General features: G+C 40.0%; 24 protein-coding genes. 3 read left to right on the plus strand and 21 right to left on the minus strand.

Annotated elements, in window-relative coordinates:
* Positions 1 to 109: 109 nt before the first annotated feature.
* The 10 genes from rplI to ISX45_RS15560 all read right to left on the minus strand — a co-directional run bounded on the left by rplI (position 110) and on the right by ISX45_RS15560 (position 9,166).
* Positions 110 to 559, minus strand: a complete 450-nt coding sequence (gene rplI / locus ISX45_RS15515; protein ID WP_181555278.1) for a 50S ribosomal protein L9 — start codon at positions 557 to 559, stop codon at positions 110 to 112.
* Complete coding sequence (locus ISX45_RS15520) at positions 559 to 2,529, minus strand: DHH family phosphoesterase (protein WP_181555277.1); 1,971 nt, start codon at positions 2,527 to 2,529, stop codon at positions 559 to 561. The genes rplI and ISX45_RS15520 overlap by 1 nt, the downstream gene beginning before the upstream one ends.
* A gap of 41 nt (positions 2,530 to 2,570) precedes the next feature.
* Positions 2,571 to 3,500, minus strand: a complete 930-nt coding sequence (locus ISX45_RS15525; RefSeq protein WP_194519378.1) for a YybS family protein — start codon at positions 3,498 to 3,500, stop codon at positions 2,571 to 2,573.
* Positions 3,501 to 3,607: 107 nt separating this feature from the next.
* Complete coding sequence (rpsR, locus tag ISX45_RS15530; protein ID WP_027408127.1) at positions 3,608 to 3,844, minus strand: 30S ribosomal protein S18; 237 nt, start codon at positions 3,842 to 3,844, stop codon at positions 3,608 to 3,610.
* Positions 3,845 to 3,882: 38 nt separating this feature from the next.
* A complete protein-coding gene (ssb, locus tag ISX45_RS15535; protein ID WP_181555275.1) occupies positions 3,883 to 4,377 on the minus strand; it encodes a single-stranded DNA-binding protein in 495 nt (164 codons plus the stop codon).
* Positions 4,378 to 4,409: 32 nt separating this feature from the next.
* Complete coding sequence (gene rpsF / locus ISX45_RS15540; RefSeq protein ID WP_181555274.1) at positions 4,410 to 4,700, minus strand: 30S ribosomal protein S6; 291 nt, start codon at positions 4,698 to 4,700, stop codon at positions 4,410 to 4,412.
* Positions 4,701 to 4,805: 105 nt separating this feature from the next.
* Positions 4,806 to 5,906 (minus strand): redox-regulated ATPase YchF, encoded by a 1,101-nt coding sequence (gene ychF, locus ISX45_RS15545; RefSeq protein ID WP_181555273.1) that lies wholly within the window; start codon positions 5,904 to 5,906, stop codon positions 4,806 to 4,808.
* Between the two features lie 81 nt (positions 5,907 to 5,987).
* Positions 5,988 to 8,003 (minus strand): molybdopterin-dependent oxidoreductase, encoded by a 2,016-nt coding sequence (locus ISX45_RS15550; RefSeq protein WP_181555272.1) that lies wholly within the window; start codon positions 8,001 to 8,003, stop codon positions 5,988 to 5,990.
* Between the two features lie 43 nt (positions 8,004 to 8,046).
* Positions 8,047 to 8,241 carry a DUF951 domain-containing protein gene (locus ISX45_RS15555; protein ID WP_194519379.1) on the minus strand — a complete coding sequence of 65 codons (195 nt, stop codon included), beginning with the start codon at positions 8,239 to 8,241 and terminating at the stop codon, positions 8,047 to 8,049.
* 25 nt (positions 8,242 to 8,266) lie between these two features.
* On the minus strand, positions 8,267 to 9,166 hold the full coding sequence (locus ISX45_RS15560) for a mechanosensitive ion channel family protein (RefSeq protein WP_181555270.1): 900 nt from the start codon (positions 9,164 to 9,166) through the stop codon (positions 8,267 to 8,269).
* 176 nt (positions 9,167 to 9,342) lie between these two features.
* Between ISX45_RS15560 and yyaC the strand changes: the two genes are divergently transcribed.
* Positions 9,343 to 9,966, plus strand: a complete 624-nt coding sequence (yyaC, locus tag ISX45_RS15565) for a spore protease YyaC (protein ID WP_194519380.1) — start codon at positions 9,343 to 9,345, stop codon at positions 9,964 to 9,966.
* A gap of 95 nt (positions 9,967 to 10,061) precedes the next feature.
* Here yyaC and ISX45_RS15570 read toward each other — a convergent pair whose 3' ends face one another.
* The 11 genes from ISX45_RS15570 to rpmH all read right to left on the minus strand — a co-directional run bounded on the left by ISX45_RS15570 (position 10,062) and on the right by rpmH (position 19,912).
* Positions 10,062 to 10,766, minus strand: coding sequence for a DUF554 domain-containing protein (locus ISX45_RS15570; RefSeq protein ID WP_194519381.1), 705 nt, complete (start codon positions 10,764 to 10,766; stop codon positions 10,062 to 10,064).
* 71 nt (positions 10,767 to 10,837) lie between these two features.
* Complete coding sequence (locus ISX45_RS15575; RefSeq protein WP_194519382.1) at positions 10,838 to 11,695, minus strand: ParB/RepB/Spo0J family partition protein; 858 nt, start codon at positions 11,693 to 11,695, stop codon at positions 10,838 to 10,840.
* A complete protein-coding gene (locus tag ISX45_RS15580; RefSeq protein ID WP_194519383.1) occupies positions 11,688 to 12,449 on the minus strand; it encodes a ParA family protein in 762 nt (253 codons plus the stop codon). The genes ISX45_RS15575 and ISX45_RS15580 overlap by 8 nt, the downstream gene beginning before the upstream one ends.
* A 139-nt stretch (positions 12,450 to 12,588) precedes the next feature.
* Positions 12,589 to 13,434: a nucleoid occlusion protein gene (gene noc, locus ISX45_RS15585; RefSeq protein WP_181555265.1), complete on the minus strand. Its 846-nt coding sequence runs from the start codon at positions 13,432 to 13,434 to the stop codon at positions 12,589 to 12,591.
* 45 nt (positions 13,435 to 13,479) lie between these two features.
* Positions 13,480 to 14,196, minus strand: a complete 717-nt coding sequence (rsmG, locus tag ISX45_RS15590; protein WP_181555264.1) for a 16S rRNA (guanine(527)-N(7))-methyltransferase RsmG — start codon at positions 14,194 to 14,196, stop codon at positions 13,480 to 13,482.
* A gap of 26 nt (positions 14,197 to 14,222) precedes the next feature.
* Positions 14,223 to 16,112 (minus strand): tRNA uridine-5-carboxymethylaminomethyl(34) synthesis enzyme MnmG, encoded by a 1,890-nt coding sequence (gene mnmG / locus ISX45_RS15595; protein ID WP_194519384.1) that lies wholly within the window; start codon positions 16,110 to 16,112, stop codon positions 14,223 to 14,225.
* A 26-nt stretch (positions 16,113 to 16,138) separates the two neighbouring features.
* Positions 16,139 to 17,524 (minus strand): tRNA uridine-5-carboxymethylaminomethyl(34) synthesis GTPase MnmE, encoded by a 1,386-nt coding sequence (mnmE, locus tag ISX45_RS15600; protein ID WP_194519385.1) that lies wholly within the window; start codon positions 17,522 to 17,524, stop codon positions 16,139 to 16,141.
* Positions 17,525 to 17,891: 367 nt separating this feature from the next.
* Positions 17,892 to 18,509 (minus strand): RNA-binding cell elongation regulator Jag/EloR, encoded by a 618-nt coding sequence (gene jag, locus ISX45_RS15605; protein WP_181555261.1) that lies wholly within the window; start codon positions 18,507 to 18,509, stop codon positions 17,892 to 17,894.
* The gene (spoIIIJ, locus tag ISX45_RS15610) at positions 18,506 to 19,276 is read right to left on the minus strand and encodes a YidC family membrane integrase SpoIIIJ (protein WP_181555260.1); all 771 of its coding nucleotides are present in this window, start codon (positions 19,274 to 19,276) and stop codon (positions 18,506 to 18,508) included. Before spoIIIJ ends, jag begins: the two co-directional genes overlap by 4 nt.
* Positions 19,277 to 19,357: 81 nt before the next feature.
* Positions 19,358 to 19,705: a ribonuclease P protein component gene (gene rnpA, locus ISX45_RS15615; RefSeq protein WP_181555259.1), complete on the minus strand. Its 348-nt coding sequence runs from the start codon at positions 19,703 to 19,705 to the stop codon at positions 19,358 to 19,360.
* A 72-nt stretch (positions 19,706 to 19,777) separates the two neighbouring features.
* Positions 19,778 to 19,912 carry a 50S ribosomal protein L34 gene (rpmH, locus tag ISX45_RS15620; protein WP_003397591.1) on the minus strand — a complete coding sequence of 45 codons (135 nt, stop codon included), beginning with the start codon at positions 19,910 to 19,912 and terminating at the stop codon, positions 19,778 to 19,780.
* 508 nt (positions 19,913 to 20,420) lie between these two features.
* Between rpmH and dnaA the strand changes: the two genes are divergently transcribed.
* Both dnaA and dnaN read left to right on the plus strand, forming a co-directional pair.
* Entirely contained in the window at positions 20,421 to 21,770 is a 1,350-nt protein-coding gene (gene dnaA, locus ISX45_RS15625; RefSeq protein ID WP_181555258.1) for a chromosomal replication initiator protein DnaA, read from the plus strand.
* Positions 21,771 to 21,947: 177 nt separating this feature from the next.
* On the plus strand, positions 21,948 to 23,084 hold the full coding sequence (gene dnaN / locus ISX45_RS15630) for a DNA polymerase III subunit beta (protein WP_181555257.1): 1,137 nt from the start codon (positions 21,948 to 21,950) through the stop codon (positions 23,082 to 23,084).
* The last annotated feature ends 35 nt before the right edge of the window (positions 23,085 to 23,119 follow it).

Raw genomic sequence — 23,119 nt, forward strand, 5'->3', positions numbered from 1 at the left:
TTTCACCACCTTTTTCTGTTTTTCGATCCAATTGAAACACAATAACCATAAGAAAAATGTGATTATATGGGAAGGAATGACTTCCTCATAAAATCACATTTTTATGCGTTCACTTTTGTTCACTTACATGCACTTTTAACGTTGCAGTTACTTCTGGATGAAGTTTTACCGGTACGTTTGTATACCCTAATGCGCGAATTGCATCATCTAACTCGATTTTACGCTTATCGACTTTAATTTGATATTGGCTTTGAAGCGCTTCGGCTATTTGTTTGCTTGTGACTGAACCGAATAAGCGGCCTCCTTCACCAGCTTTTGCAAATATTTGTACCGTTAATTGTTCCAATTGTTCCTTTAGTTGCTTTGCTTTTTCAAGTTCTTCCTCTGCTTGGCGTTTTTCTTTATTTTTCTGTGCCTCAAGCGCTTTTAAATTAGCTGGTGTTGCCTCAATGGCAAGACCTTGTTTGAAAAGAAAGTTTTGCGCATATCCATCAGCTACGTTTTTAATTTCACCTTTTTTTCCTTTTCCTTTTACGTCTTTTAGAAAGATAACTTTCATCACTTTTTACCCCCTTCTAAGTATTCATCAATGGCTGTTCGTAAACGCTGTTCTGCTTCTTCAATGGTCACATCAGATAATTGCACGGCAGCGTTTGTCAAATGCCCACCGCCACCTAAACTTTCCATAATTACTTGAACGTTAATATCTCCTAATGAGCGAGCACTAATGCCAATCTTATGATCAATCCGCTTTGAAATCACAAATGAAGCGACAACCCCGCTTAGTGATAATAACGTATCCGCTGCTTGAGCAATGAGAACTTGATCATACATTTCATTTGGATCGCCTTTAGCGATCGCAATTCCTCTTGCGTCAATTGACGCATTTTCAATCATTTTTGCCCGCTTCACATAGTTTGTTATATTCTCTTTCAATAATTTTTGTACTAAAACGGTATCTGCTCCTTGTGCGCGTAAGTAGGAAGCAGCATCAAACGTGCGCGAGCCGGTGCGCAACGTAAAACTTTTCGTATCGACAACAATCCCAGCAAGCAATGCTGTTGCTTCTAACATCGTTAACCTCGTACGTTTCGGTTGGTATTCTAACAATTCCGTAACGAGTTCCGAAGTAGAAGAGGCGTAAGGTTCCATATAGACAAGAATCGGATCATCGATAAATTCCTCACCACGGCGATGGTGATCAATAACAACAATATGATCTGTTCGGAATAATAATTTTTCTTCCACGACTAATGACGGGCGATGGGTATCTACCACAATTAACAACGTATCGTCTGTGACAAGCTCAAGCCCCTGCTCCGGTTTAATAAATCGTGCCCAAAGCTCTGGATGTTTTTTTATTTCCTCAATCAGGCGGTGGGCACCGGCATCAATGCGCGTCGTATCAATAACAATAAACCCTTCTTTTTGGTTAAGCTGAGCCACTTTTAAAATACCTATTGCTGCTCCCAGAGCATCCATATCCGGGTATTTATGGCCCATAATGAGCACTTTATCGCTTTCGACAATCAATTCCTTTAACGCATGGGAAATGACACGTGCCCGTACCCGTGTACGTTTCTCCATCGGGTTTGTTTTTCCACCATAAAATTTTACTTTTCCGTTGGCTTGTTTAATCGCGACTTGGTCGCCGCCACGACCTAATGCTAAATCCAAACTCGACTGCGCCAGAGCCCCTAGTTCAGGCAATGAAGAGGCACCCGCACCGATTCCGATACTTAATGTAAGCTGAATATTATTCTTCATTGTCTGCTCACGAACCTCATCTAAAATCGAAAACTTGCTTTTTTCAAGCTGTTGTAATATCTGTTCATTTAATACGGCAATAAAACGATCCGATGAGGTTCTTTTTAAAAAGAGACCGTAATCGTGTGCCCATTTGTTTAGGATGGAAGTCACATGGCTGTTCATTTGGCTTTTTGCCTGGTCGTCCATCCCTTGAGTAACTTCATCATAGTTATCAAGAAAAATAATTCCTAATACAATTCGTTCGGCTTCATACTGCTTTTCGATTTCCACTTGTTCAGTTATATCAAAAAAGTAAAGAAGCCTTTCTTCCCTTCTTACGATCACTTTAAACTTTCGATCACGAATATCGACCATTTCCTCATCAACGTCTTGTTTCATCAGTGAAACGAGTTGATCTGCGATATCATACAATGACTGCCCTACAAGCGTCTCCATTCCAAAGCAAGAAGCTAAAAAGGAGTTCGCCCATTCAATCGTATAATCATCATTGATAAGCATAATTCCAATGGGCATCTCCATCAATGCTTCCTCTCCTACCTTCCTTACTCGGTAAGAGAGCGTAGAAATATACTCCTCTACCTCTTCCTGTAATTCCCGCTGTGAGCGCATAACATAATAAAGCACAAAGCCGAGGAGCAAAAAGCCAGCTATCCCTAAAATCCATTGAAAATAAAATATGATAGCAACCAAAATAAACGTTAAAACGATTAACGAATACAAGGGATAGCGATATGCTTTCTTTTCATAAAAATGAGACATTCATGTCAGCTCCTACATCATAAATAATCCGAACACATCCATTACAAGATGCGTTTCCGTAATTCAAATCCTAAATCAATTATACCTAATATCGCAATAAGATAAAGTAGAAAAGGGAGAAATAAACAAAGCACCGTTCCCCAGACGATCATCCCTTTTGGAATGTTCTTTCGGTCGCCAACATAATAAAGAAAAGAAAGGCCTTGAACGACAAACAACAACTGCAGCAAATAGTATAAATTTAGAACAACAATGTAGACAAATGTTCCTTTTTCCAATGGGAGAAACGTCACTATTAAAATCAGTAAATAATACCATAATAAGCTTTTCGGTAAACTGAAATTGCGAAACGGTGGCCAAGTCCCCACAGAAAGTTTTAATCGTTTTAAAATTGGAACAGAAACAATCATTGTCACATAGGCTAGCAGAAACGCACCTAGTACAAATAACGTAGGAGTTACATATTTGATAAGTTCCAATCCTTGTTCAAAACGTTCTTGCAATTCCTTTGGCGGTTGCTGCCCCATTCCGCGCATCATTTGTATGGCTGTGTGGAAAGATTCATTTAGCAATGAAAGCGCTTGTTTAATAATATCCATTTCAAAAAATTGAATGGAAATGATGTAGTCGATCACCATATTGAATAAAAATGTCATCGTTCCTGCCACTAAAACAACATAACGATTTTTCTGTTTTGCCAGTAGCGCACCTATGACGATGCCAGCTGTCCCAAACATAAGAACGCCGGGAAGGGAAAGTAGTGAACCAACAACCGAGGAAACAACAAGCGATGCAACAAGCAATAGCAACGCTTGTTGATAACCGTGCTTGATGGTAAAAATAATAAACGGAATCGATAAAAATAATGTTGTCACCGCTCCTAATAATGGTACATACAATGAAACTAAAAATAAAACAGTAAACAGAGCCAGCTGGATGGCAGCCTCCGTTAACGCATATGTATTTCTCAACTTTTCGCCCTCCTTACCTCACTATATTACCCTAATTCACAGAAATGATAAAACCATCACACAGCATAAAAAAAGCAGTAAGGTTTCCCCCTTACTGCTTCTTCTTTTTATTCACCTGCTACATATGGCAATAATGCCATTTGACGAGCGCGCTTAATCGCAACAGTTAACTTACGTTGATATTTTGCACTTGTACCAGTCACACGACGAGGTAAAATTTTACCGCGCTCAGAGATGAATTTTTTGAGTGTATCAACGTCTTTGTAGTCGATATGAGTAATTCCGTTCGCTGTGAAGTAGCACACTTTACGACGTTTTGCACGTCCACCTTTACGTCCTGCCATTATTGATCCTCCTTCCTCATCCTGATTTCATATATTCATTAAAACGGTAAGTCGTCATCGGAAATATCAATAGGTTGTCCATCATTGGCAAATGGATCTTCATCGATGCGACTAAAGCCATGATCGTTTGTGTTACGCGGGTTCTGATTTTGTCCAAATGGAAATGGCTCTCCATAGTAGCCACCTGCTGTTGCACCACGTTGCTCCATGCTACCTTTAGGTTCAAGAAATTGAACGCTATCAGCAACCACTTCAGTCACGTACACACGTTTTCCATCTTGGCCCTCATAACTTCTCGTTTGTAAGCGACCGTCCACTCCAGCTAAACTTCCTTTTTTCAAGAAGTTGGCTACATTTTCCGCGGGACGACGCCAGACGACACAGTTAATAAAATCCGCTTCACGCTCACCTTGTTGGTTCGTAAACGGACGATTGACAGCAAGCGTAAACGTGGCAACAGCTACTCCATTTGGAGTATAGCGTAATTCTGGGTCTCTTGTAAGTCTCCCTACAAGAATTACGCGGTTAATCATCAGAACCACTCCTTAATACTTAATAACGGAAATTATTCTTCCTCTTTCACAACGATGTGACGAATAATGTCTTCGCTGATTTTCGCTAAACGGTCGAACTCTTGTACCGCTTTTGGTTCAGACACTACGTTCACAATCATGTAGTAACCGTCGCGGAAATCTTTGATTTCATATGCTAGGCGACGTTTACCCCATTCTTTGACGTTTGCAATTTCCGCACCGTTTTCTGTTAAAATAGTATTGAAGCGCTCTACAACTGCTTTTCTCGCTTCATCATCTAAATTTGGGCGGATAATATACATGATTTCGTATTTTCTTTTCATGCTAGTCACCTCCTTTTGGTCTAAACGGCCCTATAAAAGGGCAAGGAGCAATAAAATATTACTCACATTTTTTGATTATATCACGGTTAAAAAATAGAAGCAATATTAAACATTAAAGCGGAAATAGATAATATCGCCATCTTGTACTTCGTAGTCTTTTCCTTCCAATCGCACTTTTCCTGCTTCGCGTGCCGCTGCCATCGACCCTGCTGCGACTAAATCATCATAGGAAACCGTTTCAGCACGAATAAATCCACGCTCAAAATCAGAATGGATGATTCCGGCGCATTGCGGTGCCTTCATTCCTTTTCGGAACGTCCACGCCCGCACTTCTTGTTCCCCAGCAGTAAAGAACGTCGCAAGCCCCAATAAACTATACGCAGCGCGAATAAGTTGATCTAACCCCGATTGCTCAATGCCGAGCTCCTGTAAAAATAATTCTTTTTCTTCGTCATCCAATTGAGCGATTTCTTCTTCCACTTTCGCACAAACAACAATGACCTCCGCATGGTCATTTCTCGCGAATTCACGCACTTGTTGTACGAATGGATTATCGTCCGGATTCGCTACATCTTCTTCGCCCACATTGGCAACATATAACATCGGTTTAATCGTCAGTAAATGAAGCTGTTTTACGACTTTCATTTCTTCTTCTGTAAACGATAAGGTGCGCGCCGCTTTTCCTGCTTCAAATGTTTCTTTCAATCGAGCAAGAATCTCATATTCAAACATGGCATCTTTATCTTTTTGCTTGGCCATTTTTCCAACGCGATCAATGCGCTTATCTACCGTTTCAAGATCGGCTAAAATGAGCTCTAAATTAATCGTTTCAATATCGGCAAGCGGATCGACTTTTCCAGCGACATGGGTAATGTTTTCATCGGCAAAACAACGAACGACTTGGCAAATCGCATCAACTTGGCGAATGTGAGATAAAAACTTATTTCCTAATCCTTCGCCTTTGCTTGCACCTTTCACAATTCCAGCGATATCGGTAAATTCAAACACGGTTGGTACCGTTCTTTTTGGCTTGACTAACCCCGTTAATGTTTTCAACCGTTCATCAGGTACTTCGACAATTCCAACGTTCGGTTCAATCGTACAGAAAGGATAGTTAGCGGATTCTGCGCCCGCTTTTGTAATAGCATTAAATAGCGTCGATTTTCCGACGTTTGGTAAACCAACAATTCCTGCTGTTAATCCCATTTTTTCCACTCCTCTTAACCGTCAACATCTTTCCTCATTATAGATAGTTGAAAAGAAAATGACAAGCGCATTCATGCGCTGTCACTGTGATTCGCTGATTTTTTCAATATTGACTAAACAATCGTATAACGTACTCCCTTGACCGTTGTCTGACTCACGATCAGATGTCAGGACATTCACGCTACCGCCAAATTTTTGCCATTGTCCTTCGTCAACATTAATTGTTTTCGGATGCGCCTTGATAAGAATTTTCACTTTTCCAATAAGTTCGCCGCGATCGTTAAACACTCTTGCCATATCTCCTTCGGCTAACCCTTTTTCTTCGGCAATATCTTTTGACACTTCAATTTTCACAGACTGCATCGGCTCAATTAAATGATAATGTTGCGAATGATTGGAGCGAAGCGGATGAATCGTTAATAACTGATACGGATACTTTTCCGCTAATGTCGGGTTGGCAAATGCCGATTCTGCTGGATACATAATCTGCAATGTTCCGTTCATGCCTTTTTGTTCCGCTAAGGCTGAGGTAAATTCATATTTTCCGCTCGGTGTTTGAAATTGATAGTCACTCCATGGTACCGGTTGGACGGGAAGAAGCATATGCTTTTCTTTTTTTAATCTCTCTAACGTAATTCCGTACCGTTCTAATGATCGTAACCCCATTTTCAAAAACTCTTCCCTTGTAAAAGCAAAGTCGTCACCAAATCCGAGACGGTTCGCTAATTGTGTCCAAATCCAAAGATCGGATTTCGCTTCACCCGGCGGTTCGACAAGCGCTGGACCGTAATTGACATACGCATGATACATCGAGGAATAATAAATATCTTCTTCTTCAAACACCGTTGTCGTTGGTAAAACGTAATCGGCTAATTCCGCTGTGTCCGTCATAAATTGATCAAATACAACAACCGTTTCTACTGACTGGAACGCTTTTTTCACAAGATGAGTATTCGGCACTTGCGTAAGCGGATTTCCGCATGTAACAATAATCATTTTAATTTCCGGGTTTTTTGCCTGTAAAATTCCTTCCGCCTGCTTCATCATCGTAAACGTACGAGAGGCAGTTTTTCGCTCCGGTAATGTCAATGCTTTGATGTTAAAACTTTGACTGACTTGGAGATTGCCAAAATTAGCACCGCCTCCAGGAATGCCGATATTTCCGCTGATTGCAACGAGCGCATCAATCAATCGAATCGTATTTCCGCCATTGGCATAACGCTGCATTCCCAGCCCTAAATATGTCATCGTTGGGCGGTTGCCATATATGACAGCTAATTCGGTCATGACACTGCGATCCACTTCGGTAATTCGTTCAATCTCATCAATGGTAATACTTTCTAGCAGCGTTACCACATCGTCAAACCCGACTGTATGTTGTTCAATAAATGCGCGATCTTCAAGGCCAAGGCGTAATATCTCTTTCATAATTCCTATAGCCAAAAAACCGTCCATTCCCGGTTTGACAGACACATATAAGTCAGCCATTTGCGCTGTTTGATGAAAGAGAGGATCAATCACAATGACTTTTGTTCCGCGTTTTTTGACTGCTAGGAGATGTTGAAATAAATGCATGTTCGTCCGTGCAACGTTTCGTCCCCATACGACGACTTGTTTGCTGTTATAAATATCTTCCGGGGCATGGCTATACGAGCTGCCGAAATCCCACGTTTGTGCCTCAATTCCGGCCCCCCAACAAAGACTTCCCGCTAATTCCGTCACGCCTCCATAACAATGGAAGAAGCGTTGATCTAAATTTTTTAACAACCCGTTATTCGCATAATCGTGGCTATGAAGCACAGCCGTTGTTCCGTATATGTTCTTGATCTCTTTCATCTTTTCAGCAATTTCATCTAATGCTTGCTCCCAAGAAATGCGCACAAACTGGCCATTTACTTTTTTAAGAGGGTGAAGCAGACGCTCTTTGGAATTCGTGCGCGCTTCTAACATACGACCGCGCCCGCAAATTTTCCCTTGCGTAATCGGATGAGTTTCGTCGCCTTCAACCTTCATTACTTTCCCATCTTTTACTGTTACTTTGAGTCCGCATGTATCCCAGCAATTTAACGGGCAAGATGAAATGTGTATCTCTTCCATTTCCCCACTTCTCTCCCTTTCTTACAGAAATAGCATGAGGGAACTACTCCTCATGCTTCACTAATACTTTTTTTAGTTTTCTTACGAACTCTTTTCTAGGAATTAAAACACTATGTGCACAACCTTCACATTTAATACGAATGTCCGCTCCCATACGAATAATTTTCCAGCGATTTGTTCCGCAAGGATGTGGCTTTTTCATCTCAACAATATCATGTAACCCAAACTCTTTTTCCATTTGCTCACCCCTATCACTGTTTTATTTAGGCATTTTCTTTCGCATTTTTCGGCATCGATTCTCCTTCGTCTTGACGATTATACAGGACGAGTCGTGGAAATGGGATTTCAATACCATGTTCATCTAATCGAAGTTTAATTTCCTTGCGCAATGCGCGCGCAACAAACCAATGACGCATCGGCCTTGTTTCACACGTAACGCGCATAACAATTTCTGAATTTGCAAAGTTTTGAATGCCTAATAGTTCAGGAGGAGCTACCATATCTTCATACTTCTCCGGCAACTCGGAAAGTAGCTCGCGAATGACTTGTTCCGCTTTTTCAATGTCTTCTTCGTAGGCGATGCTAACATCCACAACAGCAACGCTATTGTTTAGAGAGAAGTTGGTGACTTGGTTAATGCTCCCATTTGGCAAAATATGAACTTCACCTGTCCAACTTTTAATTTTTGTGACCCTTAATCCAATCGCCTCTACATACCCTTCAAAGTTGCCGATTCGGACATAGTCGCCAACAGAAAATTGGTCCTCAAAAATAATAAAAAACCCTGTAATGACATCCTTTACCAAACTTTGTGCACCAAAACCAACAGCGAGTCCGACAATTCCCGCTCCGGCAAGAATTGCTTTTACTTCAACGCCGAACGTATCTAGCACCATAATCAAAGCAATGAAATACAGCACATACGTAATGACGTTGTCTAACAACCTTAACAACGTTGCTTCTCTTCGTTCTGAAATGCGAATGGGCGCTTTTTGTCGTACTTTAAAAATATTATGAACAGCTACTTTTAAAATTTTTGAAAAGATGGAACATAACAATATAATGGTAATAATTTTTACAGTTCCTATACCTATATTGGTCCACAACTCTTCATTGGTAAAAAAAGAAGCTATTCCCTCATAAAACTTTTCAATTTTGCTCACTTTGATTGACACCTCTTACGATTGTATATCCCCTGCTGTAATCAATTATTTATTGTATCAAGATTTTCAACAGATTTGTAGTAATAACTCTAACAAGAAACGAGAAAGGAAATGTATATAATGTGCTTTTTTTCCGTATACTGTTAATACTTAATCGGAGCTAGGAGTGAACATTTATGAATATACCGTCTATTTCTTTTCACTCAAAAGACGGAAATAAACGAATTTTTCATGATGAACAAGGTGCCTCTACTTTAGTTGCCATACAGCTCATTTCCTTACTTCCTTCTCCGCTGTCCCAGCCGATCGCTATTGTCTGTATCGGAACCGATCGTTCTACCGGAGATTCACTTGGACCACTTGTTGGCACGATGTTAAAGGAAAAAAATGTTTCTCATTTCTATGTGTACGGTACATTGGAAGAGCCTATTCATGCGATGAACTTAGAGGAAAAAATTTCTGCCATTCGTTCGATTCATGAGAACGTATTTATCATTGCTGTTGACGCGTGTTTAGGCCGATTAAAAAGTGTTGGCGCTATTACAATTGCAGAAGGACCCGTCAAACCGGGAGCCGGGGTCAATAAACAACTCCCACCCGTGGGTGATCTCCATATTACCGGAGTCGTGAATGTGAGCGGCTTTATGGAGTTTTTTGTATTGCAAAATACTCGTCTTCATTTAGTGATGAATATGGCTAGAACGATTGCCAATGGCATTTATGAAGTAGACAAACAACTAAAGCGGAAAGATTATTTATCTCACTTTATGATGAACCAAGACTACTATCCACGATTTTAACCTACTTTCCCCTGTTTCCGCTTAGAGGCGGAGGACTTACCAACATAAAAACAACAATCCCCTCTTTGTTACTGGAACAAGAAGGGATTGTTTATTTATAAAAAGAAATACGCAAGCGATACAAGCAAAGCGGTGACAAGAATACTAGGAAGTAAATTGGCGACACGAATGCTTGTAATGCCTAATATATTTAACCCAATTGCAATAATTAAAATACCACCAGTTGCGGTGGATTCAGAAATAAACGACTCTAGCAATCCTTTTGGAACCCACCGCTCAATCTGCGTAGCTAGTAAGGCAATCGCTCCTTCATACAACATAACAGGAATGGCAGAAAAAATAACCCCGACACCAAGGGTTGTCGTCAAAATTATACTTGTGAAGCCGTCAATGATCGATTTAGTATATAAAACGCGATGGTCACCGCGCAAACCGCTATCTAACGCACCGACAATGGCCATCGCCCCGATCACAAACAAGAGCGTGGCGGTGACAAATCCTTTAGCGATATTTCCTTGTTGATGTGTCCCTACTTTTTTCTCCAGCCAATCGCCTAAGCGATTTAATTTTTCATCAAGTCTCCATATTTCACCTAACGCTCCACCAAGAACAAGACTACAAATGACAATTAAAAATTGCTCGCCTTTTAATCCCATTTGAATTCCAAGCAATGTCACCGCCAGGCCAATTCCACTCATCACCGTCGATTTTACTTGCTCAGGAATACGATGAAATAGCTTTCCTAGCAATGAGCCAAACGTAATGCAAATCCCATTGACGACTGTTCCCAGCAGTACCAACTTTATTGTCCTCCTACCACAATCAATATGTACGACGAAAAAAATAAACCATCAAAAATAGATGGATCTCTTTATTCATCAAGTTGCACATTCAATAACTCTAGTATTCTTTCTAAATCTTCAGTAGAAAAAAATTCAATTTCAATTTTTCCTTTTTTACGATTTTGTTTAATTGTTACATTTGTCCCAAGTTTTTCCCTTAATAATGATTCGCTTTGTTTCACAAATACGCTTTTTTCTACTTTTTTTCTTTTCGATGTTTCACGTGAAACATTTTGATTGGTTTCTTGAACGAGCTTTTCAAGCTGGCGAACATTTAACTGTTCGCGAATGACTTTATCGACAATCGCTTTCATTTTATCTTTATTCTTTAATCCTACTAATGCTCGTCCATGCCCCATTGATAAAACGCCATCGGTTATGAGCTGCTGAATGTCTGTTGGTAGTGAAAGTAACCGGAGATGGTTGGCGATATGAGGACGGCTTTTTCCAACGCGGTTGGCTACTTCTTCTTGCGTTAGTTTGAGCTTCTGTATCAATGTTTGATACGCCGTTGCTTCTTCAATCGGGGTTAAATCTTCACGCTGTAAATTTTCTAGTAGCGCAAACTCCATCATTTGCTGTTCAGTTAAATCACGAACGACAACAGGAACCGTTTTTAAATTCGCTTCTTTCGCGGCACGATATCGTCGCTCTCCAACGACAATTTCATACCCTTTAATGCTTTTTCGTACAATAAGCGGTTGCAAAATCCCATGTTGTAAAATCGACTGCTTTAACTCTTCAATCGCTTCCAGCCGAAATGTTTTGCGCGGTTGATAAGGATTGGGACGTAATTCTTTAATGTTGATTTCTTGAATCGAGTCCCCCTCCTTCACTTCTAAATTGGCAAATAACGCATTAATCCCTTTTCCAAGACCTTTAGCCACGCTCTAGCACCTCCTTTGCCAACTCTAAATATACTTCCGCTCCTCGCGATTTTACATCGTAAAGAATAATCGGTTTTCCATGGCTTGGAGCTTCACTTAAACGAACGTTTCTCGGAATGATCGTCTCATACACTTTTTCACGAAAATATTTTTTAACCTCTTGGATGACTTGGATACCTAAATTGGTTCGGGCGTCTAACATCGTCAAGACGACGCCTTCGAGTCTTAAATTGCCATTTAAATGCTTTTGTACAAGGCGAATCGTATTTAATAGTTGGCTTAATCCTTCAAGTGCATAATATTCGCATTGTACAGGAATTAACACGGAATCCGCTGCGGTTAACGCATTGAGCGTCAATAATCCTAGTGAAGGAGGACAATCAATGATGATGAAATCGTACTGCCCTTTCAAAGGATCAAGCGCGTTTTTCAAGCGAATCTCTCGTGAGATGACAGACACAAGCTCAATTTCTGCTCCAGCTAGTTGAATGGTGGCCGGAATCATATATAAATTTTCAATATTTGTCGGTCTTATGACATCTTTCGCTTTCATATTTTCAACAAGAACATTGTAAATACATTCATCGACATCCCCTTTTTCAATCCCAATGCCACTTGTCGCATTGCCTTGTGGATCAATATCAACAAGCAATACTTTTTTTCCTATATGTGCTAGACAAGCGGCTAAATTGACTGCTGTTGTCGTCTTTCCCACTCCGCCTTTTTGATTTGCAATCGCAATCACTTTGCCCACGATGACACCTACCCTTATCTCTTACTCATATCCTCTATTTTATCACGAAACGAAAGAGATGGACGCGTTTTCTGCTTTTAATTTCAAATCAATGAAAAAACCTCATCAAATAAAGTTTGATGAGGTGAAACAGAACTATTTATTTTTTCGGAATACGAATGGTAATTTGATAATAGTCCTCAAACTCTTCTTCCTCGGAATCAATCGCCACTCCACTATCGGCGACCATTGTCAGCGATTGGCGAATCGTGTTTACAGCAATTCTCATATCTTTGCTAAATGCTTTCCGTTTTGGCTTTGGCTTTGGATTGGCAGCTTCGAGCAGTTTCAAAACACGGTCTTCTGTTTGTTTGACATTTAATTGTTTCTCAATAATTTCTTTTAAAAGCTTTAATTGCTTTTCTTTATCTTTTAACACAATTAAAGCTCGCGCATGACGTTCGGTAATGGTTCTTTGTAACAACGCTTCTTGAATCTCTTTAGGCAACTTTAATAGCCGCAATTTATTCGCAATGGTGGATTGTCCTTTTCCTAAACGCTGAGCTAGAGCTTCTTGCGTTAAGTTATGTAGCTCTAATAATTTCGCATACGCCATAGCTTCTTCAATCGGCGTTAACTCTTCGCGTTGTAAGTTTTCAATTAAAGCGACAGAAGCGGTTTCTTTATCATTTAAGTTTTTGATGATAGCTGGAATTTCTGTCCACCCAAGTTTTTGGACAGCGCGCCAACGCCGCTCTCCTGCGATGATTTCGAACTTCCCATCCTCGCATTCACGAACAACAATTGGCTGAATAATACCATGTGTGCGAATCGTTAAAGCAAGTTCTTCAATTTTTTCTTCGTCAAAAATCGTGCGCGGCTGAAAACGATTAGGCACAATTTGTGATACCGGAATTTTTTTGACTTCTTCACTTTCTGTTTTTTCTATGATTTCTTCTTGTTCCTTTTCCCCGAAATGAAAGAAGCGCGAGAAAGGATGTTTCATTCCCCTACACCACCTTTAAAAACTCTCCCCTAAATTGTAAGAAAACTATTCAATCGGAAGCTTGTTTGGTATTCCCGGTTTCCGAGGATATTTGTTTGGTGTTTTTCGCTTTTTGTTAATAAAGATAATCGTACGCTCACTTTGCTCAATCGGCAATGCAAACTGCTCAATTGCAGTAATTTCCCCACCTAGTACTTGAATAGCTGTTTTGCCCTGTTCTAATTCTTCTTGAGCGGCTGCTGCTTTCATTGCAATAAACGTCCCATCTAACTTTACTAATGGAAGACAAAGCTCGCTCAGCACCGACATTCGTGCAACCGCACGAGCGATCACGACATCGAACGATTCGCGGATTCCCTCTTTTCTTCCGAACGTTTCCGCACGATCATGATAAAACGCTACGTCTTCTAACCCAAGTTCAGCCGCTAAATGATGTAAAAATGTGATGCGCTTTTGCAAAGAATCGACAATTGATAGCTTCAAATGTGGAAAGCAAATTTTTAATGGAACGCTTGGAAAGCCAGCCCCTGCTCCAACATCACAAATCGACGTCACCTGAGAAAAATCATAGTAAAATGCCGGAGAAAGAGAGTCAAAGAAGTGTTTTAAATAGACGCTAGGCTTGTCCGTAATCGCCGTTAAATTCATTTTTTTGTTCCATTCTATCAATAGCTCATAATACTGCTCAAATTGCTGTAATGCTCGAGGAGAAAGGGAAATTCCATTCTCCTCAAGCATCGCTTGAAACTGTTTTGTATCCATACGCCAATCCTTTCACTATATATTTATTATTCATTCGACACTCGCGCAATTCTTCCTTGTTCTAAATACACTAATAATATCGAAATATCGGCAGGATTTACTCCAGAAATGCGCGAAGCTTGGGCTACCGACAGCGGACGCACTTGCTTTAATTTTTGGCGAGCCTCTGTCGCAAGACCATGAATTGCGTCGTAATCAATATCTTCTGGAATTTTTTTGTTTTCCATTTTCTTTAATCGCTCGACTTGTTGTAGCGATTTTTCAATATATCCTTCATACTTAATTTGAATTTCGACTTGCTCCACAACTTCGGCTGGAATTTCTTCGTCAGCTGGTGCAAGCATTCGAATATGTTCATACGTCATCTCTGGGCGTTTTAATAAATCAGCAGCACGAATTCCATCTTTTAACTCGCTTCCCCCAGCGCTGCGAATGACTTCTTGCACTTCAGCAGTCGGTTTAATAATATGCGCAGCAAGACGCTTTTTCTCTTTTTCAATGGCTGCTTTTTTCGCCAAAAATTTTTGATAGCGCTCTTCGGAAATGAGACCGATTTTGTATCCGATTTCTGTAAGACGTAAATCGGCATTGTCATGTCGAAGCAACAGACGATATTCGGCGCGGGACGTTAACAATCGGTATGGTTCATTCGTTCCTTTCGTAACAAGATCATCGATCAACACACCGATATAAGCATCGGAGCGACTTAAAATGAGTTCGTCTTTTCCTAATGCTTTTCTTGCTGCGTTAATACCGGCGATAATTCCTTGTCCTGCCGCCTCTTCATAACCGGAAGTGCCGTTAATTTGTCCGGCTGTATATAAGTTTTTGACAAGTTTTGTTTCGAGAGTTGGCCATAGTTGGGTTGGAACGATTGCATCATACTCAATCGCATATCCTGCTCTCATTAGTTGAGCTTTTTCAAGTCCCGGAATCGTCGCCAATATTTGTCGCTGAATATGTTCCGGCAAGCTCGTTGATAATCCTTGTACATACACTTCTTCCGTATTTCGACCTTCCGGCTCTAAAAAGATTTGATGACGCGGTTTATCATGAAAACGAACGATTTTGTCTTCAATAGATGGGCAATAACGCGGCCCCGTACCTTTAATCATTCCCGAATACATAGGTGATAAGTGCAAATTCTCATCAATAATGCGATGTGTTTCTTCAGTCGTATACGTAAGCCAGCATGGAAGCTGGTCCGTAATATATTCGGTCGTTTCATACGAGAACGCCCGTGGAACATCATCACCCGGTTGAATTTCTGTTTTGCTGTAGTCAATGGAATGACTATTGACACGAGGCGGTGTTCCTGTTTTGAAACGGACTAGTTCAAATCCAAGTTCTTCTAAATGCTCCGATAACTTAATAGACGGCTGTTGATTGTTCGGACCGCTTGAATATTTAATGTCTCCAATAATAATTTCACCGCGTAAAAACGTACCTGTCGTAATGACGACTGTTTTCGCATAATAATGAGCTCCTGTATGAGTGATAACGCCTTTGCATACGCCATCTTCGACAATTAAGCGCTCCACTTTCCCCTGGAGTAATGTAAGGTTTTCTTGATTTTCGAGCGTCTTTTTCATTTCATGCTGATACAAAAATTTATCCGCTTGAGCCCGCAGCGCCCTTACAGCTGGCCCTTTTCCCGTGTTGAGCATTCTCATTTGAATGTAAGTTTTATCAATATTTTTGGCCATTTCGCCACCTAACGCATCAATTTCCCGGACGACAATCCCCTTTGCCGGACCACCGATGGACGGGTTGCAAGGCATAAATGCAATCATATCAAGATTTAAAGTAATCATTAATGTTTTTGCTCCGATACGTGCTGCCGCTAATCCTGCTTCACATCCGGCATGACCAGCGCCAACGACAATCACATCATAGGAACCACCATGATATTCCATTGAAACGATCCTCCTTTTCTAACCGCTTATTTTCCTAAACAAAATTGTGAAAACAGCTGATCAATTAAGCTTTCGTGGACGGTATCACCGATAATTTCCCCTAGCAATTCCCATGCTCTTGTTAAATCAATTTGCACAAGATCTATCGGCACCCCTGCTTCAATCCCCGAAATTGCATCTTCGATCGCCTTTTTCGCTTGATGCAGCAAAGCAATATGGCGAGAATTCGAAACGTATGTTAAATCATTCGCTTCTACTCTCCCAGTGAAAAATAATGCGGCAATCGCCTCTTCTAAATCTTCAATACCTTTTTCTTTTAGCAGAGATGTCGTAACAATCGGGCGTCCATTCGCTAGCTCCTTGACACGTTCCATATTGATTTTTTGCGGCAAATCAGTTTTATTGACAATGACAATGACATCCATATCCTTTACGATTTCAAAAAGCTGTTCATCCTCTTTTGTCAACTCTTCGTTGAAATTTAAAACGAGTAAAATTAAATCTGCCTCTTTTAATACTTGGCGCGAACGTTCAACACCGATACGTTCGACAATATCCTCCGTTTCCCGAATACCCGCTGTATCAATTAATTTTAACGGAACACCGCGGACGTTCACATATTCTTCGATCACGTCCCTCGTTGTTCCCGGAATATCGGTAACAATCGCTTTATTTTCATGAACAAGACTATTTAAAAGCGACGACTTTCCAACATTGGGACGACCAATAATAACCGTCGCTAGCCCTTCGCGTAAAATTTTCCCTTGTTGTGCGGTCTGCAATAGACGCTCAATTTGTCCGCGAACATATTGTGCTTTTTCCATGAGAAGTTGATGTGTCATCTCTTCAACATCATCGTACTCCGGATAATCAATGTTGACTTCTACATGAGCAAGCGTTTCTAAAATCGTCTGCCGCAGTTCGCGAATCATTTTTGATAGTCGTCCTTCCATTTGCTGTAACGCCACATTCATTGCCCGATCCGTTTTGGCACGAATTAAATCAATGACCGCTTCTGCTTGGGACAAATCGATCCGCCCGTTTAAAAACGCGCGCTTTGTAAATTCTCCTGGCTCGGCCAACCGCGCTCCGTTGGTAAGGATAAGCTGCAAAACGCGATTGACAGACACCAATCCACCGTGGCAATTAATTTCTACAACGTCTTCTCTCGTAAACGTTTTTGGCGCACGCATCACCGTTACCATTACTTCTTCGACCGTCTGACCATTCGCAGGGTCAATAATATGCCCATAATGAATTGTATGGGATGGGACATCTTTGAGTTTCTTTCCACCCACTCCTTTAAAAATCCGATCAGCAATGGAGATTGCTTCCTCTCCACTTAACCGAACGATCGCGATCGCTCCCTCTCCCATAGGTGTAGAAATTGCCGCAATCGTATCAAACTCCATCTTTTTCTCACCTCTCTTTAGCCAAAACGTGCTATCTATATTGTAAACAAAAGAATATGCGTCAATAACAAACCTATCCACAACTTTCTAAGTAATCATTTCAATTTTAACTTATCCACATGTGAATAACAACATAAAGCAACGATTTATCTACAACCTAGTAACGCCGATTACATCTCATTTCTTCAAAAGGATTAATTTTACATTTATGTTTATTTTTTCTATTATAATATTAACCAATAATGTTAGAAGCCGCATCGTCTTCATAAACGAACAGAAAAAAGAGGCCGTCCCATGTGCTATGAGATAGCCCCTTTTTCTTTTCACATCTTAATATAGCACAGCCATATATCGAAAGCCGTAAGCGTCATTTCACGGGAGCTACAACTATATATCGATGTGGTTCTGTTCCGACAGAAAACGTTGTCACTTTTCTATTATCGGAAAGCACTGCGTGAATAATTTTTCGTTCATAAGCTGGAAGCGGCTCTAGTTTCACTTCTTGTCCTGTTTTTATCGCTTTTTCCGCTAACTTATGCGCCAGTTGAACGAGCGCTTCCTTTCGTCTTTCCCGATAATTTTCGGCATCAACAATAATAGGAACATAATGTTCGGCATAACGATTGACAACAAGCTGAGTTAATAACTGTAAAGAATTTAAGGTTTGACCATGCTTTCCAATCAACAAACCTATCTTTTCTCCAGATATTATCAATCGAATCTCTTTTTCGCTTTCTATTCTCTCTACTGACGCTTCAACACCCATTTTTTGAATAATATTTTTCAAAAATGTTTCTGCCTCTTCAATCGGATTTACCAAAACCTTTACCTTCACAACAGCCGGCTTATTAAATAGTCCTAAAAAGCCTTTTTTCCCCTCATCTAGCACGGTCACTTCTGCGCGATCTTTCGAAATCCCTAACTGATTTAACGCTAACTGAACGGCCTCGTCAACAGTGGCAGCGGTCGCGGTTACTTCTTTCACTTTTTCTTTCCTCCTGAATGAGTAGACTTTAAATCAGGACCTTTAATAAAATATGTCTGAACGATCGAGAAAATATTTCCGACTACCCAATAAAGCGATAAAGCGGCAGGAAAATTAATTCCAACAATGATAATCATGATTGGCATCATCCAAAGCATCATCGCCATTTGTGGATTTTGTTGTTCCGTTCCTGCCATCATCATTTTTTGTTGAATAAATGTAGCAACCCCAGCTACGACTGGCAAGATAAAATACGGGTCTTTGTCCCCTAAGTCAAACCATAAAAAATTATGGTTCGCAATTTCTCTTGTTCGCATAATGGCATGGTAAAAACCAATTAAAATCGGGGTTTGGATTAAAATCGGGAAGCAGCCAGCTAATGGATTTACACCATGCTTCTGAAACAACAACATCGTCTCTTGCTGTAATTTTTGTTGTGTTTGCATATCTTTCGAGCTGTACTTTTCCCTTAACTTTTGCAATTCCGGCTGCAATGCCTGCATCGCTTTTGCATTTCTCGTCTGCTGAATCATCAATGGTAAAATGAGTAAACGAATCAAAATCGTTACAATGATAATAGATAATCCATAATTAGAATCGAACAGTTTTGCCACGTACGTGATAAGCCATGAGAGCGGATAAACGATATAGTGATTCCAAAATCCCTTGCTCTCCGGCGTAATTGGCTGATTAACTTGCGAACATCCCGATATAAGTGCTAGCAAGGCAACTAGCGCGATCATTAACCAAATTCGCCTTTTCACCATTTTTTCCTCCTAACATATTCCAAAATGAATCCGTTATTTTCCCATATGTAATTTTATCATCATTCAATAGAAAATGGTTGTTTAAATATTTTGTTTTAATGCCCCTATCTTTCTCAATACGTGAAGCAAACTTTTTTTCACTTCCGCATAGTTCATTTCAGATGTAGGCATTCTGGCGATGATTACATAATCCTTTCCTTCTGTAATCTGGTCTTTCATTTCTAAGAAGAATTGTCTTATATATCTCTTTATTCGATTTCTTACGACCGCTTTTCCCAACTTTTTGCTGACTGACAATCCAATGCGAAAATAAGGTTGATCAGGCCGATCAAGCATATAAACAACGAATTGTCGGTTTGCCATCGATACTCCGTGCTCGAATACTTGTTGAAACTCCTCATTTTTCTTTATCCGATATTTCTTTTTCATCCCAAGGCGTAACACTCCACATTCTTCTTAGAATTAAGCACTTAGAAAAAAGACCACTGAAGTTTCAGTGGCCTATGCAGATAATACTTTTCTTCCTTTACGGCGACGGCGCGCAAGAACTTTGCGTCCATTCTTTGTGCTCATACGTGCACGGAACCCGTGAACTTTGCTGCGCTTCCGCTTATTAGGTTGATATGTCCGTTTCATTATATGACACCTCCCTGAGGAATAACTGTTACAGGCAGTCTTTCTAATTATAGTGAACAATCTAGCAAAATGTCAACCGTTCCAGGAGTGTCTTTATGCCGGTATAACTGTGGATAATTTTCAAGACACGTTTTTACATATTCACAGCATTTATCGACATGTTTTTCACATGTTTTTCACTATGTGGATAATTGTTTTTCACACATTATGGCTATTGTGGATAATTTTAAAAAGCCATTGCAACATACCGATTTATCTGTTATTATATTGTTGTTTTTACTCTGGATAATTGTGTGCATAAACTACTTTATCCACAGAATGTGAATAAAATGTGGATATATTTTTTAACATATGTATAAAAGTTTATCCACACCTCGTGGATTTTGTCGAAATGTCTCTTTTTTTCCTTATTATATGTTATTTCCACAAATGAATTTTTATAAACATTCATTCAAGTGTATAAATGTTATACAAAACTTAAACATCCTCTTAAAAGGAGGGCCAATGGGTGGAAAATATCACTGATTTATGGAATAAGGCGCTCGCGGAAATTGAAAAAAAAATTAGCAAACCTAGCTTTGAGACATGGTTAAAATCAACAAAAGCGCATTCATTAAAGGGCGACACGCTTGTCATTATCGCGCCAAACGAATTTGCTAGAGACTGGCTAGATTCCCGTTATGCGCACTTAATTTCCGAAACTATCTATGACATTACCGGGGAAGAATTAAACATTAAGTTTATCATCCCACACAATCAAAACGAGGAAGATTTACACGTACAATCTACTTCTAAAAAGCAGCGGAAAGCCGAAGAAGAACAAACAGACTTCCCGCAAAACATGCTCAATCCGAAGTACACGTTCGACACGTTTGTCATTGGATCAGGAAATCGGTTTGCCCATGCTGCTTCTTTAGCGGTGGCCGAAGCACCAGCAAAAGCTTATAACCCTCTTTTTATCTATGGCGGTGTCGGATTAGGAAAAACTCATTTAATGCATGCCATCGGTCATTATGTTATCGAGCATAATCCGTCTGCGAAAGTTGTCTATTTATCTTCTGAAAAATTTACAAACGAGTTTATCAACGCCATTCGCGACAATCGTGCAGATGATTTCCGCAATAAATATCGCAATGTTGATGTCCTATTAATCGATGATATTCAATTTTTAGCTGGAAAAGAACAAACACAAGAAGAATTTTTCCATACATTCAACACGCTACATGAGGAAAGCAAACAAATCGTCATTTCAAGCGACAGACCTCCAAAGGAAATTCCAACCCTTGAAGATCGCCTCCGCTCACGCTTTGAATGGGGACTCATTACAGACATCACTCCCCCTGATTTAGAGACGAGAATTGCAATCCTTCGTAAAAAAGCGAAAGCGGAAGGGTTTGACATCCCAAATGAGGTCATGCTATATATCGCCAACCAAATTGACTCCAATATTCGTGAACTAGAAGGAGCCCTTATTCGTGTTGTTGCTTATTCCTCATTGATTAACAAAGAGATTAATGCCGATTTAGCTGCCGAAGCATTAAAAGATATTATTCCAAGCGCCAAGCCAAAAGTCATTACGATTCAAGATATTCAACGAGTGGTCGGACAACACTTTAATATCAAACTAGAGGACTTTAAAGCGAAAAAGAGAACGAAATCCGTAGCTTTCCCTCGACAAATTGCGATGTACCTTTCGCGGGAGCTTACGGATTACTCTCTGCCGAAAATTGGCGAAGAGTTTGGAGGACGTGACCATACAACCGTCATTCACGCCCATGAAAAAATCTCGACGCTGTTGCAAACGGATGTCCAACTTCAAAAACATATAAAAGAAATCCAAGAAAAATTAAAGCAGTAATCGCGAATAATGTGAATAACAAAGAATAGATTACACACAGTCTATCCACATGTGGACAGGCTGTGTTTCATTTGTTTTTCTCACTTGTCCACATATCAACAAGCACTATTACTATTACTACTATCTCTTTTATTATTATAAAAAAATATATTTCCTAACTTCAGGAGGGTCTCAATTATGAAAATCGTCATTGAGCGAGACGCGTTAGTCCAAAGCGTGCAAGACGTGATGAAAGCTGTTTCTTCACGAACAACGATTCCTATTTTGACCGGGATAAAAATTGTAGCTACTCAACAAGGAGTGACGTTAACGGGAAGTGATTCCGATATTTCAATTGAGTCATTTATCCCAGCAGAAGAGGAAGAAAAAATTATTGTTGACGTGGTACAACCTGGAAGCGTTGTTTTGCAAGCTCGTTTCTTTTCAGAAATTGTAAAAAAATTGCCGCAACCTACCGTAGAAATCGAGGTGCAATCTCAATTTCTTACTTTTATTCGTTCCGGAAAGGCAGAGTTTAGTTTAAACGGGCTCGATCCCGAAGAATATCCACGTCTCCCGCAAATCGAGGAAGAAAACGTTTTTAAATTACCAACAGATTTACTTAAAAATATGATTCGTCAAACGGTGTTTGCAGTTTCCACCTCAGAAACTAGACCAATCTTAACAGGTGTAAACTGGCGGGTTGAAAATGGAGAGTTAATCTGTACTGCAACAGATAGTCACCGACTAGCGTTACGAAAAGCAAAAATTGAGACGGAGAGCGAACAGTCCTATAATGTGGTCATCCCTGGAAAAAGCTTAAATGAGTTAAGCAAAATTTTAGACGACAGTAACGAATTGGTGGACATTGTCATTACGGCAAATCAAGTTCTTTTTAAAACCAAACATTTATTATTTTTCTCACGACTTCTTGATGGCAATTATCCAGATACATCACGTCTTATCCCTACAGACAGCAAAACAGATGTGGTTGTTAATACAAAAGAATTTTTGCAGGTAATTGACCGCGCTTCTTTATTAGCGAGAGAGGGGAGAAACAACGTCGTCAAATTAACTACATTACAAGACGGAATGATTGAAATTTCTTCGATCTCTCCTGAAATCGGAAAAGTGACGGAAGAGATTCAAAGTGAATCAATTGAAGGAGAGGAATTAAAAATTTCATTTAGTGCAAAATATATGATAGATGCGTTAAAAGCATTAGATGGTACAGAGATCAAGATTAGTTTTACTGGAGCAATGCGTCCATTTTTACTTCGACCATTGCACGATGATTCGATGCTTCAACTTATTTTACCAGTACGCACGTATTAGTTTGAAAACAGGCTGCTAGGGGAAGCAATTCTAGC

Origin of the sequence: Thermaerobacillus caldiproteolyticus, from assembly GCF_015326725.1 — a bacterium.
Lineage (GTDB): Bacteria > Bacillota > Bacilli > Bacillales > Anoxybacillaceae > Thermaerobacillus > Thermaerobacillus caldiproteolyticus.